The following is a 17,227-nucleotide window of genomic DNA, read 5'->3' as shown; positions in this document are numbered from 1 at the left end:
GGCCACGGGTGACGAGGAACGACAAGAACCTTCATGCCCGCGGCGGCACGATCCACCGGTAACAGGTGGAGCGGATCACACGCCCGGCGCCTTGTCCTGAGGCTGAGGGCTTGCCGCATCGCGGACGGCCAGGACCTCCCTGATGACCCCGGCGATGTAGTCGCGGGCGCTGGGAAGCGGGACGTCGTTCGAGGGCAGGATGGCCGTGAACGAGAACGGGATCATGGGCAACAGGGGACGAACCACAAGATCCCGGTGAGCCCCTGTCCTTGCCGTGAAAGGGTCCGAGATCGACACGCCCAGGCCCGATGCGACCATGCCGCAGACGATCTCCGAAAGCGGGCTTTCGGCGCGGCTGCGGATCGAGACGCCATGGGCGTTCATGACGGCGCGGATCCGCCGCATGCTCACCGACTCTGCGGGCAGGGCAATGAAATCCTCGCCGTTGAAATCGGTGATGTGGATGACCTCCTTCTCGGCCAGACGATGGCCCCGGTACAGGACGGCCACGCGCGGCACGGCGGGTATCTGGATGGTCCGCAGGGAAAATGTCGGCGTGCTGCTTTCGATGAACCCTAGGTCGCACTGGTTGTTGACCATCCAGTCCAGGATGACCGGGGTGATGACGCCGAAAAGCGCGACATGGAGGCCCTCATTGGCCTTGAGGAACCTGCCGGTGAAGCGCGGCAGGAGATCGTTCGTCAGCGCGGGCATCGCGGCGACCCGCAACACTCTTGCCCGTTTTTCACGCAGGTTGTCGGCCACAGCGGCAATGCGCTGAAGCCCGCTGAACGACCGCTCGACTTCTGCAAACAGTGTATAGGCAGCCGGCGTCGGGTGCAGCCGGTTTCCGCTGCGTTCGAACAGGTCCAGCCGCAGGTTGTGCTCGAGATCGCGCAGCAGGCGGCTTGCCGCGGGCTGGGTGATGCCCAGCCGGGCAGCCGCATCACTGACCGATCCCACCTGCATCATGGCCTGGAAGGCTTCGACCTGGCGATGATTGATGCGCATGCAGGCATATAACAATCGTGCATGCGACTGTGTCAATTATGCATTGGACATCATCAAGCTGCGACCTTCATCTTCAGCCATGGCAGCAGAAGACTGTCGGCACATCAGGGAGAAAGCCATGCGGCTAGCCATCTGTTCCGTTTCCTTCACCGCTCTAGTGCTGTCCGCCGGCAGCGTGATGGCCCAGCAATCGACTCTTTACGTCGCGGGCTATGGCGGCACCTTCGAGCAGATCATGCGCAGCAAGGTCATCCCGGCGTTCGAGCAGGAGCACGGCGTCAAGATCGAATATGTCGCCGGCAACTCGACTGACTCGCTGGCCAAGCTGCAGGCGCAGAAGGGCAACCAGCAGATCGACGTCGCCATCCTGGATGACGGCCCCATGTACCAGGCGATCGAGCTTGGCTTCTGCGCGCCGATCGAGGGCCTCGACAAAGCCAACCTGTTCGAACAGGCGCTTTATCCCGAGGACAAGGCCGTCGCGACCGGAATCGTCGCGACCGGCCTGTTCTACAACACCGAGTATTTCGAGAAGCAGGGGTGGGAGCCCCCGACCTCGTGGAACGACCTGAAGGACCCCAAGTACAAGGGCATGGTCGTCATCCCGCCGATCAACAACACCTACGGGCTGTACACGCTGGTCCAGTTCGCCCGCATGAACGGCGGTTCCGAAAAGGACATCGAGCCGGGTTTCGCCACGATGATCGACGAGGTGAACGACAACGTGCTGGCCTATGAGCCCTCGCCGGGCAAGATGACCGAGCTGTTCCAGTCGGGCCAGGCGGTGCTGGGCGTCTGGGGCTCGTCCCGCGTGCAGGCGCTGGCGGATACCGGCTTCCCGGCCGCCTTCGTCTATCCCGAGGAAGGTGCGGTCACGCTTCTCGCCTCGGCCTGCCCGGTGGCCAAGGAAGGCGCCTCGTCGCTGGCGTCGGCCTTCGTCAATGCCCTTCTGGACCCCGAGGTGCAGAGCACCATGGCGGTCGAATACGGCTATGGCCCGGTCCACAGGCAGGTCGAGGTCCCCGAGGCGATGAGGGCCACGATGCCGACCGGCGAGCGCATCGCCGAGATGTACAACTCGGACTGGGTGACCATCAACCAGAACCGCGAGGACTGGACCAAGCGCTGGAACCGCGAGGTCGAGCGCTAAGCACCGCCTGCCTGCTGCCGCAGGCCAGAAAGCCCAGGGAAGGCGAACGTTGCCTTCCCTGTCAGTCCGCAACCGAACCGTCCAAGGGTTCCCTTCGGAAGGGCCGACATGGCGTTCCTTGAACTATCCGATCTCCGCAAGACCTACGGCCACGTCGTCGCGTTGGAAAACTTCAACCTTTCGGTCGAGAAGGGCGAGTTCATCTCGCTGCTGGGACCCTCGGGCTGCGGCAAGACCACCACGCTGCAGATGATCGCGGGCTTCACCGAACCCACCTCGGGGCGCATCGTCCTAGGCGGGCGCGACCTCGTGTCGGTGCCGCCAGCCAAGCGGGGCCTCGGGATCGTCTTCCAGAGCTATGCGCTGTTCCCGCACCTGACGGCCGCCGAGAACGTGGCCTTCGGCTTGGAGATGCGCGGCATCGACCGGGCCTCGCGCGAGGAGCGCGTGCGCGAGGCGCTGGCGATGGTCGGGCTCAAGGGCTACGAGGACCGCTATCCCCGCCGGATGTCGGGCGGCCAGCAGCAGCGCGTCGCCGTGGCCCGGGCGCTGGTGATCCGCCCCGAGATCCTGCTGCTTGACGAGCCGCTGTCCAACCTCGACGCCAAGATGCGCGAAGAGATGCAGAGCGAGCTTCTGTCGATCCAGCGGCGGCTGGGGACCACGACCATCCTCGTGACCCATGACCAGCAGGAGGCCATGGCGCTGTCCAACCGCGTCGTGGTGATGAGCAAGGGCCGCATCGAGCAGATCGCGACCCCGGTCGAGGCCTACAACAATCCGGCCAGTTCTTTCGTCGCCTCGTTCCTCGGCAAGACCAACACGCTGTCGGGCGAGATCCGGGGCGGGACGCTGGCGGTGGGCGAGTTCCGCGCCGCGGTGCCGGGCGCCGACGGCCCGGTGGTGGTGACACTGCGTCCCGAGAAGATGCGCTTCGACAGCACCGGCCTGCGCGGAACGGTTGCCGCGCGCGTGTTCCAGGGCAACTGCTGGTCCTATCAGGTGCAGACCGCGCAGGGCGAGGTCCTGGTGCTGCGCCAGAACGACGGCCAGCCGCTGCCGGTCGAAGGCGACGCGGTGTTCCTGAGCTGGTCGCCCGCCGACATGGGCCTGCGCCGCGAAGGCCTGTCCCATGGCTGAGGGGCGCAATCCCGCCGCCGTGGCCTCGCTGCTGCTGCCGGCGACGCTGCTGTTCATCGCCGTTCTCGTGATCCCGCTGATCATGACGGTGCTGCTGTCCTTCTACAGCTGGGGCCAGTACACGGGCATCGTCGAGGAGTTCACGGCCGAGAACTGGATCGAGGTCTTCACCGACCCCTATTTCGGCGAGATCTTCCTGCGCACGCTGCGCATCTCGTTCCTTGCCACACTACTTGCGGCGCTGTTCGGCGCCCCCGAGGCGTATATCCTCAAGCGCATGAACCCGCGCTGGCGGGGCCTGTTCATGCTGGTCATCCTCGGCCCCCTTCTGATGTCGGTCGTGGCCCGGACGCTGGGCTGGGCGCTGCTGTTCGGCGGCAACAACGGGGTCGCCAACCAGTTCCTGATGGGGATCGGCCTGATCGACGCGCCCCTGCCCTTCATGTTCACCGAAACCGGCGTCGTGATCGCGCTGGCCCATGTGATGATGCCCTTCATGGTGCTGTCGGTCTGGGCCTCGCTGCAGCGGCTGGACCCGCAGGTCGAAAACGCGGCCCGTTCGCTGGGGGCCAGCCAGTTCACCGTGGTCCGGCGCGTGCTGCTGCCGCAGATCATGCCCGGCATCCTGTCGGGGTCGATCATCGTCTTCGCGCTCAGCGCCTCGGCCTTCGCCACCCCGGCCATCATCGGCGGGCGGCGGCTCAAGGTCGCCTCGACGCTGGCCTATGACGAGTTTCTCAACACGCTGGACTGGCCGCTCGGCGCGGCCGTGGCGGTGCTGCTGCTGATCGGGATCGTCCTGATCATCGTGGCCTCGAACGCGCTGGTCGAGCGTCGCTATGCCGAGGTGTTCAGATGAAGAAGAACGGTTTCCTCGCCCTGGCCTTCCACACGGTTTTCGTGATCTTCATGGTCGCGCCGATCCTGGTGGTCTGCGTGGTGGCGTTCACCCCGGAAGGCTTCCTGTCGCTTCCGACCAAGGGCCTGTCGCTGCGCTGGTTCAGGGCGATCGCGGATTACCCCGAGTTCATCCGCGCCTTCTGGACCTCGGTCTACCTGGGGGCGGTCTCCTCGACCATCGCCGTGATCCTGGCGGTGCCTGCGGCGCTGGCCTTCAGCCGCTATGCCTTTCCGGGCAAGGGCGCGCTGTCGGCCTTCTTCCTGTCGCCCCTGATGATCCCGCATGTGGTCCTTGGCATCGCCTTCCTGCGCTTCTTCACGCAGGGCGGGATCTCGGGAACCATGACGGCGCTGATCATCGCCCATGTCGTGGTGGTGTTCCCCTTCGCGCTGCGGCTGACGCTGTCGGCGGCCACGGGCATGGACCGCTCGATCGAATCCGCGGCGATCTCGCTGGGGGCCAGCAACTTCAAGCTGTTCCGCCGGGTGACCCTGCCGCTGATCCTGCCGGGCGTCATCAGCGGCTGGGCGCTGTCCTTCATCCAGTCCTTCGACGAGGTGACGATGACGGTCTTCCTGGCCGCGCCCGGAACCGAGACGCTGCCGGTGCGGATGTTCCTTTACGTGCAGGACAACATCGACCCGCTCGTCACCTCGGTCTCGGCCGTCGTGATCGCCATCACCATGGCCGTGCTGATCATCCTCGACCGGCTCTATGGCCTGGACGCCGTCCTGTCCGGTCACAGCGACCGCAACTCATAGGTACACGCAGATGTCTCGAGTTCATGATGTCGCCGTCGTCGGTGGCGGGTTGCTTGGTGCGTCCATCGCCTGGGGACTGGCGCGCCTCGGCCAGAAGGTCATCGTCCTGGACGAGGGCGATGCCGCCCGCCGGGCCAGCCGCGCGAACTTCGCGCTGGTCTGGGTTCAGGGAAAGGGCCTCGGCCTGCCCCCCTATGCCCGCTGGTCGGTCGAGGCCTCGCGCCAGTGGCCCGCGCTGGCCAAGGCGCTGCGCGAGCAGACCGGACTCGATGTCCACTACCAGCGTCCGGGCGGCTTCCACATCTGCCTGAGCGAGGCCGAACTGGACGCGCGCAGGCAGCTTATCGAGCAGATGTATGCACAGGGCGCGCCGAACGACTACGGCTTGGGAATGGTCGATCGCAGCGAGCTTGAAAAAGCGCTGCCCGAGATCGGCCCGGATGTCGCCGGCGCCAGCTACAGTCCCCACGATGGGCATGTGAACTCATTGCGCACCTTTCGCGCCTTCCACGCGGGGCTGCGCGATTTCGGCGCCGATTACCGCGCCAGCCATGACGTGGACCGGATCGAGCCGCAGTCGGGCGGGGGCTTTGTCCTGCACACCTCGGGCGGACGGATCGAGGCCGCGAAGGTCGTGCTGGCGGCAGGCAACGGCAACGAGCGGCTTGCCCCGCAGGTCGGCCTTTTCGCGCCGATGATGCCGACGCGCGGCCAGATCATCGTGACCGAACGTGTCAAGCCCTTCCTGCACTATCCGCTGGGCACCCTGCGCCAGACCGACGAGGGCACGGTGATGATCGGGGACAGCAAGGAAGAGATGCTGGACGACCGGGAAACCCGCGTGCCCGTCACTACCGTGATGGCCGACCGCGCCCGCCGCACCTTCCCGCTGCTGAACCGGCTGAACGTCGTGCGGACCTGGTCGGGCATCCGGGTGATGACCCGCGACGGCTTCCCCATCTACGACCAGTCGGCCAGCGCGCCGGGCGCCTTTGTCGCCTGCTGCCATTCCGGCGTGACGCTGGCCTCGATGCACGCGCTCGAGCTGGCGCCCCGCATCCGGGACGGCGGCCTCGGCGGGGCGCCCGCCTCCTTCTCGGCCCGGCGCTTCGCCGATGCCCCCCAAACCCTGCTCAACGCGGACGATGCCGTATGACACCGATGTTCTCACATATTCCCGCCGACCAGCGGCCGACGCTGGAGATCTTCGTGGACGGGCAGAGCGTGCAGGCCCGCCGGGGCGACACGGTGGCGGCGGCGCTGCTGGCCTCGGGGCTGGACGTGCGGCGCGACAGCGCCGTCTCGGGTGTGCCGCGGCTGCCCTATTGCATGATGGGCGTCTGCTTCGAGTGCCTCGTCACCATCAACGGCGTCGGCAACCGGCAGGGCTGCCTGATCCCGGTCGAGCCGGGGATGCAGGTCGAAATCCAGCGCGGCAAGAGAGAGCTTGGGAAATGAGCGTGTTGCATTCGGACAGCTACGACCTGGTCGTCGTCGGCGCGGGACCGGCGGGCATCGCGGCCGCGGCTGCCGCGGCGGCGGCGGGCGCCTCGACCCTGCTGCTGGACGAGAACGCCGGGCCCGGCGGACAGGTCTGGCGCGGCCTGACCACCACCCCCCTGACCAACCGCGAGATGCTGGGCAAGGACTACTGGGACGGTGAGGCCGAGCTGCAGAAGCTGCGCGCCAGCGGCGCCGAGGTCATCCAGCGCGCGACCGTCTGGAGCATCGATCCATCGCTGCAGGTCGGCGTCTCGCATGGCGGGTCCTCGCGGATCGTGCAGGCCGGCAGGATCGTGGTCGCCACGGGCGCGATGGAACGGCCCTTCCCGATCCCCGGCTGGACGCTGCCCGGCGTGATGACGGCGGGCGCGGCGCAGACCATGCTGAAATCCTCGGGGCTGGTCCCCAGCGAGCCCACGGTGATCGCCGGACAGGGACCGCTGTTCTGGCTGCTGGCCGGGCAGATCCTGCGGATGGGCGGGCGCATCGACGTAATGCTGGACACGACGCCCAAGGGGCAGCTGGCCGCGGCGCTGCCCAAGGCCTTCGGCTTCCTGACCACGCCCTATTTCCGCAAGGGCCTGAAGATGCTGGCCGAGGTGCGGTCCAAGGTCCGCATCGTCAAGCACGTCACCCGCATCGAGGCGCATGGCGAGGGCCAGCTTGACCGGGTCACATGGGAAACCGCCAGGGGCAAGCGGGGCGAGATGGCCAGCCGCCTTCTGCTGCTGCACCAGGGTGTCGTGCCGAACGTCAACCTCGCCATGTCGGTGGGCGCGGCGCATGACTGGGACAAGCAGCAGCTCTGCTGGCGTCCCCGCCTGGACGAGGACGGGCAATCGACGGTGCCCGGTCTTTACATCGCGGGCGACGGGGCGGGCATCGGCGGGGTCGGCGTGGCGCTTGCCCGTGGCCGGGTCGCCGCCCGTGCCGCGCTGGCGGCGATGGGGCGCAAGGCCCCGGCCAGCGGCCTTTCGGCCGCGCGGGCCGAGCTTGCCAGGGCCAATCGCGGGCGCGAGTTCCTCGACCTGCTCTACAGGCCGGCCGAGCAGTTCCGCATCCCCGAGGGCGACACGGTCGTCTGCCGCTGCGAGGAGGTGCGCGCACGCGACATCCTTTCCGCGGTCGAGATCGGCGCATCCGGGCCGAACCAGCTCAAGGCCTATCTGCGCACCGGAATGGGGCCGTGCCAGGGCCGCCTCTGCGGGCTGACGGTAACCGAGTTGATGGCCAGGGCGCGCGGCACGACGCCCGAGCAGATCGGCTATTATCGCCTGCGCGCCCCCGTGAAGCCCCTGACGCTGAGCGAACTGGCCGACCTTCCGCAGGAGCCGGCAGCGGTCAAGGCGGTGGTGCGCTGATGATCCTGCGCGATGTCCTGATCATCGGCGGCGGCATCCACGGCTGCGCGACGGCGCTGAACCTGCGCCATGCGGGGGCGTCGGTCACGCTGTTCGAAAAGGACTATGCCGGCCGCCATGCCTCGGGCGTCAATGCCGGGGGCGTGCGGATGCTGTCGCGCCATGTGGCCGAGATCCCGCTGTCGCTGCGCTCGATGTCGATCTGGGAACGCATCGGTGATCTCATCGACGATGACTGCGCGCTGGACTGCCACGGGCAGGTGCTGGTGGCGGAATCCGCCGCCGATTTCGAGACCTGCAAGGCGCGGGTGGCCGAGCTGAACCGGCTGGGCTTCACGCACGAGGAACTGCTGGACGCGGCCGAGGTCCGCAGGATCCTGCCAGCCGTCGCCGACACCTGCACCGGGGGCATCATCTCGCGCCGCGACGGCGCGGCCCAGCCCGCCCGGGCGACCACGGCCTATCGCCGCAAGGCCGCCTCTCTCGGGGCCGACATCCGCGAGGGCGTCGCCGCCGGTCTTCCCCGGTTCGAGAACGGTCTGTGGCACGTGGACGCGGGCGGCGAGAGCTTTGCCGCGCCAAGGCTGGTGATCGCCGCCGGGGCCTGGTCGGGCCGCATCGCCGCCCATCTTGGCGAGCCGATCCCGCTGGTGCCGGTCGCGCCGATGCTGATGATCACCTCGCGCGTGCCCCGCTTCATCGACCCCGTGGTGATCCTCCGCTCGCGCATCCTGTCCTTCAAGCAGTTCCCGAACGGGACGCTGCTGATCGGCGGCGGCCACCTGGGGCAGGCCGACATCGACACGAACAGCACCGTGCTGGACTGGCGCAAGCTGCAGATCAGCGCCCGCACCGTGTCCGAGCTGTTCCCGGTCATGCGCAGCGCCACCATCGTCCGCGCCTGGGCCGGGATCGAGGGCAAGCTTGCGGACGACCTGCCCATCGTCGGGCCGAGCCTCCGCCACAGGGGGCTGTTCTATCAATGCGGCTTCTCGCTGCACGGGTTCCAGCTTGGCCCGGCCGCAGGCGCGGTCATGGCCGAGCTTGTCACCGAGGGGCGCACGCCCGTCGACATCTCGGGCCTGTCCATGGCCCGGTTCAATGCCGCATAGGAAAGGGATTCCAATGGCAATCAAACGCGACATCCGCACCCCCATCATGCACCGCGCCGTGACCGCCGGAAATCTCGTGTTCATCGGCGGCTGCGTGGCCGATGACACCAGCGCCCCGATGGCGGACCAGACCCGCAACATCCTCAAGAAGATCGGCGAGTACCTGGAACAGGCCGGCTCGGGGCTGGACCGGGTGGTCTCGGCCACGATCTTCGTCACCGACCTGTCGAAGAAGAAGGAAATGGACGCTGTCTGGACCGAGGTCTTCGGGGACGACCTGCCCGCGCGCGCGACCGTCGGGGTCAGCGATCTTGGGGGCGGCGCGATGATCGAGGTCGTGACGACCGCGCAGGTCTGATCCGCAAGGACTTGGGTGAGCGGCCCGGCGTCATGCCGGGCCGCTTGCCGTTCAGGCTGCCCGGCGGGAAAAGCGGCGGGCGCTGAAGGGGGCGACGTCGATCTCGGGCGTTTCGCCCGTGGCCAGCTGGGCCGCCAACCGCCCCGTGCGGGCCGAGCCGACCAGCCCCACATGTCCATGGCCGAAGGCATGGATCACGCCCCCGATCCCCGAGGCGGCCCCGATGACCGGCATTCCGTCCGGGGTCGAGGGGCGATGCCCCATCCAGACCTTCGCCCTTGTGGTGTCCAGTGACGGCACGATCTCGGCCAGATGCCTGCGCAGGATCTCGGCCCGCCGCCAGTCCGGCGCCGCCTCGAGGCCGCCGATCTCGACCTGCCCGGCGCAGCGGACGCCCTGCGCCAACCGGGTCACGATCACCTTGCGATCCCCCACCATGACAGGGATCTCCGGCCCCGGCACGTCGCCCTCGACGGTGACGTGGTATCCGCGTTCACTTTCCAGCGGCACCTTGTCTCCGGCCAGCGCGGCGAGCGGGCGGGACCGGGCACCGGCCGCGATCACGGCGGCTCCGCAGGCGACCGTCCCGTCCGAGGTCCGTACGCCGGTCAGCCGGCCGCCCGACTGCGTGAAACCCAAGGCGCGCGCCTTGATCCGGCGCAGGCCCTTGCGTTCCGCATGGTTCACCAGCCCGGCGACATAGGCCCCGGGATTGCGGCAATGGCCCGCTTCCGGGACAAACAGGCCGAAGCGGTAATCCCTTGAGAGTTCCGGCTGCATAGCGGCGATCTCCTCGCCGTTGAGTTCGCGCCATTCCACGCCGACCTCGCGGCGGATCTTCCACCCGAAGGCGTCACCTTCGAAGGCGTCCCGATCGCGCCACACATGCATCAACCCGCTGGTCGCATTGATCAGATGGGACAGCCCTGCCCGCTCGGCGACTTCCGCATGCAGGCGCGGGGCATCGATCAGCAGAGCCCGGAGATTGCGGGCGATTGCCGCGACCTTGGCTGCGGTCGAGGCCGAGGCAAGATAACGCCAAAGCCACCCCGCCGACCTGGGCAGATACAGCGGACGCACCGCCAGCGGCCCAAGCGGATCGGCGATCCATCCGGGAACCTGCTTCCAGACGCCGGGTGTCGCCGGTGGGATGACCGAATGCGACGACAGCCAGGCCGCGTTGCCATAGCTCGCCGCATGATCCGCCCCTGCCGTCCCCGGCTCGATCAGCACGACGTCCAGGCCACCCTCGACCAGTTGCACCGCCGTCTGGGCGCCGATCGCGCCAGCGCCGATGACTGCCACATCCGCCTTCATGTCGGCTCTCCCTGCGTTGCCTCCGGTTGGGGGTTCCTAGCAAAGCCGAGCGGCGTTGTCGCGAGGGTCTGAATGGCAACCTTGCCAGACCCGCGCTGCTGCCTCGTCGCCCATTCTTCAGAAAAGGGAGCGATCATGCGCGTGTGTCGGGACGGCACCGGGGAACGACGTTTCCCGGCTTGCGGCAGCAGCACAACAGGCCGCCCGACGCCTGCCCGTGCACTCAGACCGGACGGTGCCAGAACTGCGCCCGAAAGGATGCGCCGGCGGCCACCAGGGGCGGTCGGCTCTCCGGTCGCCTTAGGCGCGATCCTCCGCTTCAGCCACTTCTGCCGCGCCGGCGCTCTTGCGCCGGGCAATGATGTTGAGTCCCTCGACAAAGGCCGAGAAGCCCATCGCGGCATAGATGTAGCCCTTGGGCACATGGAACCCCATGCCGTCTGCGATCAGGGACATACCGATCATCAGCAGGAAGCTGAGCGCCAGCATCACAATCGTCGGGTTTCTTTCGATGAAGTTGGCAAGCGGAGTGGCCGCGACCAGCATCACGGTGATCGAGACAAGGACCGCGATATACATGATCGCGAGATGGTCGGTCATGCCGACGGCGGTGATGATCGAGTCCACCGAGAAGACCAGATCCAGCAGCAGGATCTGGAAGATGGCACCGCCCAGCGAGGCGCTGACGGCGCCACCCACGACGTTGTCCTTGTGATCGACTGGATCGACGGTGTGGTGGATTTCCTTCGTGGCCTTCCAGACCAGGAAGAGGCCGCCCGCGATCAGGATCAGGTCGCGCCACGAGAAGGCATGCCCGAAGGCCGTGAAGACCGGCGTTGTCATTCCCACGATCCAGGCGATGGTCGCCAGCAGGATCAGCCGCATGATCAGCGCGGCCCCGATTCCCAGCCTGCGGGCCCTTGCCCGGTGTTCCGCCGGCAGCTTGTTGGTCAGGATCGAGATGAAGATCAGGTTGTCGATCCCGAGCACGACCTCCATCGCGATCAGCGCGGCCATCGCGATCCAGCCCTCGGCCGTGAACAGGAAATCGAAACTGAGTTCGGGCATGGGGCTTCTCCTTCAGGGACAACTCGACAATTGCCGCTGGCGACATATCGTTCCGAAACGGCACAAGGGTGCCGGCAAGGCCAGATGACACCTCCCTGTCCGGGACGCCATCGAAGATCGGAGCGGATCAGTGGATCGCTGGCACCATGGCCGCTTCTTCGTTCAGGCTGGCGAAAGGGTCCGACCTTCCGCGACAAGGCGTTCCACCAGCCGGGTTCACCAGCTTTAGGCAAGTTTGCGGATGCGGTTCAGGATTGTGGGGGGACCCGCCGATCGGCGCGATGCAGCGACCGTCCCACCGGCACGGGAAAGATCGCGCGGAAGAACCAGCGCGATCTCCGGTCGTCTGCCGACCCTTCGGGATCACGACCCCGGCTGCTCCTCCTCGCCCGAGAGCAGGTCGCGCAAGCCCGTTACCAGGGTCTCGCGGCAGGCAGCGTCATCCTGACCTGCCAAGGCACGCGCCTCATCGACCTTGGCACGCAGTTGCTGCACCCTGTCGCCTGCCTCGGCGACGGGCGCATGGCCCGCCGCCTGCGTCGGCTGGGGTTCATCCGGGGGCGTGTCGGTCGCGGTCTCGTCGTTGCCGGGCGCTTCGGTGCCGGTCATGGCACGCGCCTCGCGCGCGCCCGCGACCCCTTGGCCGCCCGAGGATGCGGCGATGGATTCCCGGGATGCCTGGTCCAGCACCTCGTCCATGAGGGCCAGATGGTCGGCGCAATCGGCTGCGGCCAAGGTTGTCGATGCAGCGACGAAAGCGGCGCTCAGGGCTAGACGGAAGCGGATCATGTCACTCTCCTAGCTGCTCAGCTGGTTGCCGACCGGCAGGCGGCGGATCCGCTGGCCCGTGGCGGCGAAGATGGCGTTGATGATGGCGGGCGTGACCGGCGGCAGGCCGGGCTCTCCCACGCCGCCGAGCGGCTGGCCGTAATCCTCGCCCCCGACAAGATGCACATGGATCTCGCGCGGGGCGGTATCCATGCGGGGCACCGGGTAGGTGTCGAAGTTGTTCTGCTGTGCCCGGCCCTGCGCGAAGGTGATCTGCGACATCAGCGCCTGACCCGAGCCCATGATCACCGCGCCTTCCATCTGGGACCGGATGCGGTCGGGGTTCACATGCGGGCCGCAGTCGATGGCGATATGGGCCGCGGGGATGCGGACGCTGCCGGCCTCGTCCACCTCGACCTCGGCCACCACGGCGACATAGCTGACGAAGCTGTAATGCGCGGCAAGCCCCAGCCCGCGCCGCGCGGGCATCTCGCGGCCCCAGCCGGCCGCCTCGGTGGCGGTCTCGATCACCCGGCGCAGTCGGCCGGTATCAACCGGATAGCGTGCCGGGTCCTCGCCATAGTTCCAGACGTCGCCAAGCTCGGTCGGGTCGATCTTGCGGGCGGGCCCGATCACGTCGAGCAGGTAGTCGCGGTGGTCGCGCCCTGCCTCATGCGCCAGTTCGGCGATGAAGGACTGGATCGCAAAGGCATGCGGGATGTTCGAGACCGAGCGGTACCAGCCGATCCGCGTATGCGCCTGCGCATTGGGATTCTCGGCCCGTACGTTGGGAATGTCCAAGGGCATGTTCGTCAGGCCCATGCCCAGCTCCAAGGGCAGCTTCTGCATGGGATCGGGCGCGAAGATCGACCCGATGGTCGGCGCCGCCGTGCGGTGAAGCCAGGCGACGGGACGGCCGCTGTCATCCAGCGCCGTTTCCAGCCGCTCGACCGAAACGGTGTGATAGAAGCTGTGATGCAGGTCGTCGTCGCGGGTCCAGACCACCTTGACCGGCGCGCCGTCCATCTCGCGGCTGAGAAGGGCGGCCTCGATCGCGAAGTCGGGCTTGGACTTGCGGCCGAAGCCGCCGCCCAGCAGGGTGACGTGCACGGTGACGGCCTCGGGCGGCAGGCCCAGCTTCTCGGCGACGCGCACGCGCGTCACCTGCGGCGCCTGCACGCAGGCCCAGACCTCGCAGCGCCCGTCGCGGATCATGGCCAGCGCCGCCGGAGGTTCCATCGGCGCCTGCGCGAGATGGGGGATGTAGTATTCCGCCTCGACCTTGCGCTGCGCCTGCTGCAACGCCGCAAGGGCATCGCCCTGGTTGCGCACGACGGTTCCGTCGGTGCTGCGGGCGGCCTGCTCAAGCTCGGCCTTGAAGGCCTCGCTGTCATAGGCGCCGTGGGGCCCGTCCTCCCACTGGATGTTCAGCGCATCGCGCCCCCGCATGGCGGCCCAGGTGTTGGTGGCGATCACGGCCACGCCGCCCAGCGGCTGGAACTCGGAGGGCTGCGGCGGCGGGTCGATCCTCACGACGCGCTGCACGCCGGGCACCTTCATGGCTGCCTCGGCATCATGGCTGACGACACGGCCGCCCAGGACCGGAGGCCGCGCCACAACCGCGAACAGCATCCCTTCGGCCTTCGCGTCCATGCCGTAGATGGCGGTGCCGGTGACGATGCCGGGATTGTCGATCAGCCCGACATCGGTGCGGCCAATGTAGCGGAACTTGTCCGGCGATTTCAGCACCAGCGTCTCGCGCGCCGGGATCTCGCCCTCGGCCGCACGCGCGGCCATGTCGCCATAGCCGGCCTGCTTGCCCGAGGCGGCATGGCTGAGGACATGGTTCTCGGCCGTGACCTCGTCCACCGGCACGCCCCATTCCGCGGCCGCGGCCTCGCGCAGCATCTGGCGCGCGGCGGCACCGGCGCGGCGCATCGGCTCGAAGAAGTGCCGCAGGCTGCGCGAGCCGTCGGTATCCTGGTTGCCGAAGGTCGGCTCGTCCCCCGGCGCTTGGGCAACGCGCACCCGGCTCCAATCCGCTTCGAGCTCATCGGCGACGGCCATGGCGATCGAGGTGCGGACCCCTTGCCCCATTTCCGAACGATGGACGGTGACTGTTACCGTGCCGTCGGGAGCGATGACGACGAAGATGCGCGGGTCGTCACGCCAGCCATGCGGCATGGCGTCCGCACCGAACTTCAGCGACTCCTCGGGTTCCTGCGCGGCAGAGGGGAGGCCGAGCGAGAGCACCAGTGCGCCTGCTCCCATCCCCAGAAGGACTGCGCGGCGGCTGACATTGTGCAGAGTGGTCATCAGCGAACCTCCTGCCCGGCGGCGCGCTTGATCGCGGCGCGAATGCGGGGATAGGTGCCGCAGCGGCAGATGTTCTGGCTCATCGCGGCATCGATGTCTTCGTCGGTCGGATCGGGGGTCGCTGCCAGAAGCGCTGCGGCCTGCATGATCTGCCCGGTCTGGCAATAGCCGCATTGCGCGACGTTCAGTTCCCGCCATGCCGCCTGCACCGGATGAGTCCCGTCGGGCGACAGGCCCTCGATGGTGACCACCTCGGTACCCTCGGCAACCGACATCGGGGTGACGCAGGAGAAGCTGGCAATTCCATCGATATGGACGACACAGGCGCCGCAAAGCCCCGTGCCACAGCCGAATTTCGCGCCGGTGAGCCCCAGTTCGTCGCGCAGATACCACAGCAGCGGCATTTCAGGATCGCCCTCGAAACTGCGCGCCTGCCCGTTTATCACGATGTCCATGGTGCCCTCCCTCTTCGGCTCGTGCGACTGGCTGATCCAGTCAGTCCGTGCCGGGCATCCCGCCACTGGCTTCGCCTGGCAAGAACATCAAGCAACCCACTGCAACGCCGCAGGCGACAAGATGTTCCACGTTCAGAATCGGAGTTGGCGGCCCTTCTGCCGGGTCCCTGTTCCGTCGAACCGCTTCGCTCTGACGGCAGGTTCCTGGACCCTCGGCGAGAGCGGTTGCGGAGAGAAAGCCCATCGGCACCTGCCGCGGCAGGCTGCCCTGCGCATCCGTAGTGCTGCCGCAAGCTTCCCGAGCCTCGATCATTTCGGACAGAACGGCGTCCGCCTTTTGCTCAGGCAAGCTGGCTGTAAGCCTGCAAGACCATCTGGACGAACTTGCGAGGGTTGATAACGTGATGTCACACAGAGACCCGGCTGCAGAGCGACAGCTTGCCGCCCGAGCCTCGCACCTTGACCGCCAGGATGTATCACCCTCTTGCGGAGGTGAATGTAGCCTGTGTGCAGCGAATGCTGAACAGAGCGCGGGCCACATGCAGACAGATCAGCTTAGAACAACGGGTGAAGCTGAAACTGAAGAGGAGATCTGGCGGAGAGTGAGTCCTGCCAGTGTCATGTTTTATCCGCAACATAGTGTTGTAGGCGCGCGACTACAGCGCGCAAATGGGCAGTCTGAAGCGCTATCGCAGCAAGGGACAGCAGCCCGTCCGCGTCGAGCGCGTCAACGTCAAGAACGGCGGGCAGGCGGCTGTGGGGAACGTCACCAGGAGAGACTGACCACCTGGTGCCGACTACCGTCCTAAAAGCCTGTTCATCAGCCGGCTGATCATAGATCTGCCTTCCCTTGCAGGTGGCGTTGGGGCTGAACCCCGCTGCGGCACGGGGGATACCTTTGGTGCTGCTTCAGCGGGCGCTGGGGATGCGTTCTGCCTTGCCGCCGCGGGCGCAGGCTTTGCCTGACGATTGGCTGCATGGGTCGCGATGGCGTCCATCAGCGGCGGTGACAATGTGTCATAGGGAGGTAGCCCGAGCTCACGCAGCCGCGCCCGGATGGCATCCATCCGGTCTGGATTGACGCCAGCCTCGATGACCGAACTGACAAAGGCTGCGAATTCCGGCGCAGACCACCCTTCGTCTTCCGACAGTTCGGTGTGGACGAAGTCCAACCCGTAGAACGGATGGTCCCTGTTCTCGATCCGGCCATACATGTGCACGCCGCAGTCGCGGCAGGCATAGCGCTGGATGACCGCGTCCTTGTCGACGATCTGCAGCTTGTCGCCATTCTCCAAGACCTTGATCGCGTCGCGCGAGACGACGGCCACCTGGCTGAAGATCGCACCCTCCGGCTTCCAGCACTTGGTGCAGCCACAGACATGGTTATGGGCAGTCTGCGCACCCACACGAATCTTCACCGGTCTATTCGTGCAATGGCAGGTCAGAACGCCTCCGGAAAATTCCGGATTGCCCTGCTTCACGCCATTGTCGACTGCAGGATGAATGCGCACGCGCTGTGTGGTTGCCATGGTCCTCCCCTCCAATGACTGGATTTCCCCAGGTTCTGCCAGGTCGCAGGTATTGGTAAGCTACCAGAAAGTGGCAGATGAAAGTTCTAAAAATGGCGCTGTGCAGCGCAGGAGGGCGGGTGGATGACGAAAAGAGACGCTAATCCCATGGACCGGGCCAGTGCGGCACCCGGTGCCTGGCGGCAGTCAAGCGGACCAGTCAACCCTGCCGCACCCCTGCCGTCAACGGTTGGAACGGAAGCCGGTTTCGTGGCGCTTACGGGCGTGCCCCGCCCGGCCCCGGCGCATCCGAACTGGCGCTACATTAAACGCTCACGCGACGCGGTACAGCTACGTTCCCAGATCAACGGACTGGTAAAGAACTGCCGCGACCAACTGTCCAGTCTTGAGTGACCAGCTGTTGCGGCAGGCGACTGACCTGCCACGGGTCTTTCATCCAGCCGCGACCGGAGCCCGGTTTGTGTTTACGGTGGTCGG

At 67.0% G+C, this 17,227-nt stretch carries 15 protein-coding genes and 1 pseudogene; 9 read left to right on the top strand and 7 right to left on the bottom strand.

The window, feature by feature from the left end; genetic code table 11:
* Positions 1 to 75 precede the first annotated feature (75 nt).
* Positions 76 to 1,011, bottom strand: a complete 936-nt coding sequence (locus tag ACFFII_RS15265) for a LysR substrate-binding domain-containing protein (protein ID WP_377699728.1) — start codon at positions 1,009 to 1,011, stop codon at positions 76 to 78.
* Between the two features lie 178 nt (positions 1,012 to 1,189).
* Between ACFFII_RS15265 and ACFFII_RS15260 the strand changes: the two genes are divergently transcribed.
* From ACFFII_RS15260 to ACFFII_RS15220, 9 genes are all read left to right on the top strand, one after another.
* A complete protein-coding gene (locus ACFFII_RS15260) occupies positions 1,190 to 2,161 on the top strand; it encodes an ABC transporter substrate-binding protein (RefSeq protein WP_377699727.1) in 972 nt (323 codons plus the stop codon).
* A gap of 108 nt (positions 2,162 to 2,269) precedes the next feature.
* A complete protein-coding gene (locus tag ACFFII_RS15255; protein ID WP_377699726.1) occupies positions 2,270 to 3,301 on the top strand; it encodes an ABC transporter ATP-binding protein in 1,032 nt (343 codons plus the stop codon).
* On the top strand, positions 3,294 to 4,160 hold the full coding sequence (locus ACFFII_RS15250) for an ABC transporter permease (RefSeq protein ID WP_377699725.1): 867 nt from the start codon (positions 3,294 to 3,296) through the stop codon (positions 4,158 to 4,160). The genes ACFFII_RS15255 and ACFFII_RS15250 overlap by 8 nt, the downstream gene beginning before the upstream one ends.
* The gene (locus ACFFII_RS15245) at positions 4,157 to 4,963 is read left to right on the top strand and encodes an ABC transporter permease (protein WP_377699724.1); all 807 of its coding nucleotides are present in this window, start codon (positions 4,157 to 4,159) and stop codon (positions 4,961 to 4,963) included. The genes ACFFII_RS15250 and ACFFII_RS15245 overlap by 4 nt, the downstream gene beginning before the upstream one ends.
* Positions 4,964 to 4,973: 10 nt before the next feature.
* Complete coding sequence (locus ACFFII_RS15240; RefSeq protein ID WP_377699723.1) at positions 4,974 to 6,119, top strand: NAD(P)/FAD-dependent oxidoreductase; 1,146 nt, start codon at positions 4,974 to 4,976, stop codon at positions 6,117 to 6,119.
* A gap of 5 nt (positions 6,120 to 6,124) precedes the next feature.
* A complete protein-coding gene (locus ACFFII_RS15235) occupies positions 6,125 to 6,421 on the top strand; it encodes a (2Fe-2S)-binding protein (RefSeq protein ID WP_090756887.1) in 297 nt (98 codons plus the stop codon).
* The gene (locus ACFFII_RS15230) at positions 6,418 to 7,827 is read left to right on the top strand and encodes an FAD-dependent oxidoreductase (protein WP_377699722.1); all 1,410 of its coding nucleotides are present in this window, start codon (positions 6,418 to 6,420) and stop codon (positions 7,825 to 7,827) included. The genes ACFFII_RS15235 and ACFFII_RS15230 overlap by 4 nt, the downstream gene beginning before the upstream one ends.
* Complete coding sequence (locus tag ACFFII_RS15225) at positions 7,827 to 8,939, top strand: NAD(P)/FAD-dependent oxidoreductase (protein WP_377699721.1); 1,113 nt, start codon at positions 7,827 to 7,829, stop codon at positions 8,937 to 8,939. Before ACFFII_RS15230 ends, ACFFII_RS15225 begins: the two co-directional genes overlap by 1 nt.
* 13 nt (positions 8,940 to 8,952) lie before the next feature.
* Positions 8,953 to 9,297, top strand: a complete 345-nt coding sequence (locus ACFFII_RS15220; RefSeq protein WP_377699720.1) for a RidA family protein — start codon at positions 8,953 to 8,955, stop codon at positions 9,295 to 9,297.
* A gap of 51 nt (positions 9,298 to 9,348) precedes the next feature.
* Here the strand turns inward: ACFFII_RS15220 and ACFFII_RS15215 are convergent, their stop codons facing one another.
* The 6 genes and pseudogenes from ACFFII_RS15215 to gfa form a co-directional block, all read right to left on the bottom strand.
* Positions 9,349 to 10,614, bottom strand: coding sequence for an NAD(P)/FAD-dependent oxidoreductase (locus tag ACFFII_RS15215; RefSeq protein WP_377699719.1), 1,266 nt, complete (start codon positions 10,612 to 10,614; stop codon positions 9,349 to 9,351).
* A 300-nt stretch (positions 10,615 to 10,914) separates the two neighbouring features.
* Entirely contained in the window at positions 10,915 to 11,682 is a 768-nt protein-coding gene (locus ACFFII_RS15210) for a TerC family protein (RefSeq protein ID WP_377699718.1), read from the bottom strand.
* A gap of 363 nt (positions 11,683 to 12,045) precedes the next feature.
* The gene (locus ACFFII_RS15205; RefSeq protein ID WP_377699717.1) at positions 12,046 to 12,471 is read right to left on the bottom strand and encodes a hypothetical protein; all 426 of its coding nucleotides are present in this window, start codon (positions 12,469 to 12,471) and stop codon (positions 12,046 to 12,048) included.
* A gap of 9 nt (positions 12,472 to 12,480) precedes the next feature.
* Complete coding sequence (locus tag ACFFII_RS15200; RefSeq protein WP_377699716.1) at positions 12,481 to 14,766, bottom strand: xanthine dehydrogenase family protein molybdopterin-binding subunit; 2,286 nt, start codon at positions 14,764 to 14,766, stop codon at positions 12,481 to 12,483.
* Positions 14,766 to 15,221 (bottom strand): (2Fe-2S)-binding protein, encoded by a 456-nt coding sequence (locus ACFFII_RS15195; protein ID WP_377699715.1) that lies wholly within the window; start codon positions 15,219 to 15,221, stop codon positions 14,766 to 14,768. The genes ACFFII_RS15200 and ACFFII_RS15195 overlap by 1 nt, the downstream gene beginning before the upstream one ends.
* 950 nt (positions 15,222 to 16,171) lie before the next feature.
* Positions 16,172 to 16,750, bottom strand: a pseudogene (gene gfa, locus ACFFII_RS15190) (S-(hydroxymethyl)glutathione synthase); the annotation flags it as partial.
* Positions 16,751 to 17,227 lie beyond the last annotated feature (477 nt).

Origin of the sequence: Paracoccus niistensis (assembly GCF_042432925.1) — a bacterium.
GTDB lineage: Bacteria > Pseudomonadota > Alphaproteobacteria > Rhodobacterales > Rhodobacteraceae > Paracoccus > Paracoccus niistensis.
Note: the sequence above shows the minus strand (reverse complement) of the source record. Positions and strands in the feature narration are given on the sequence as shown.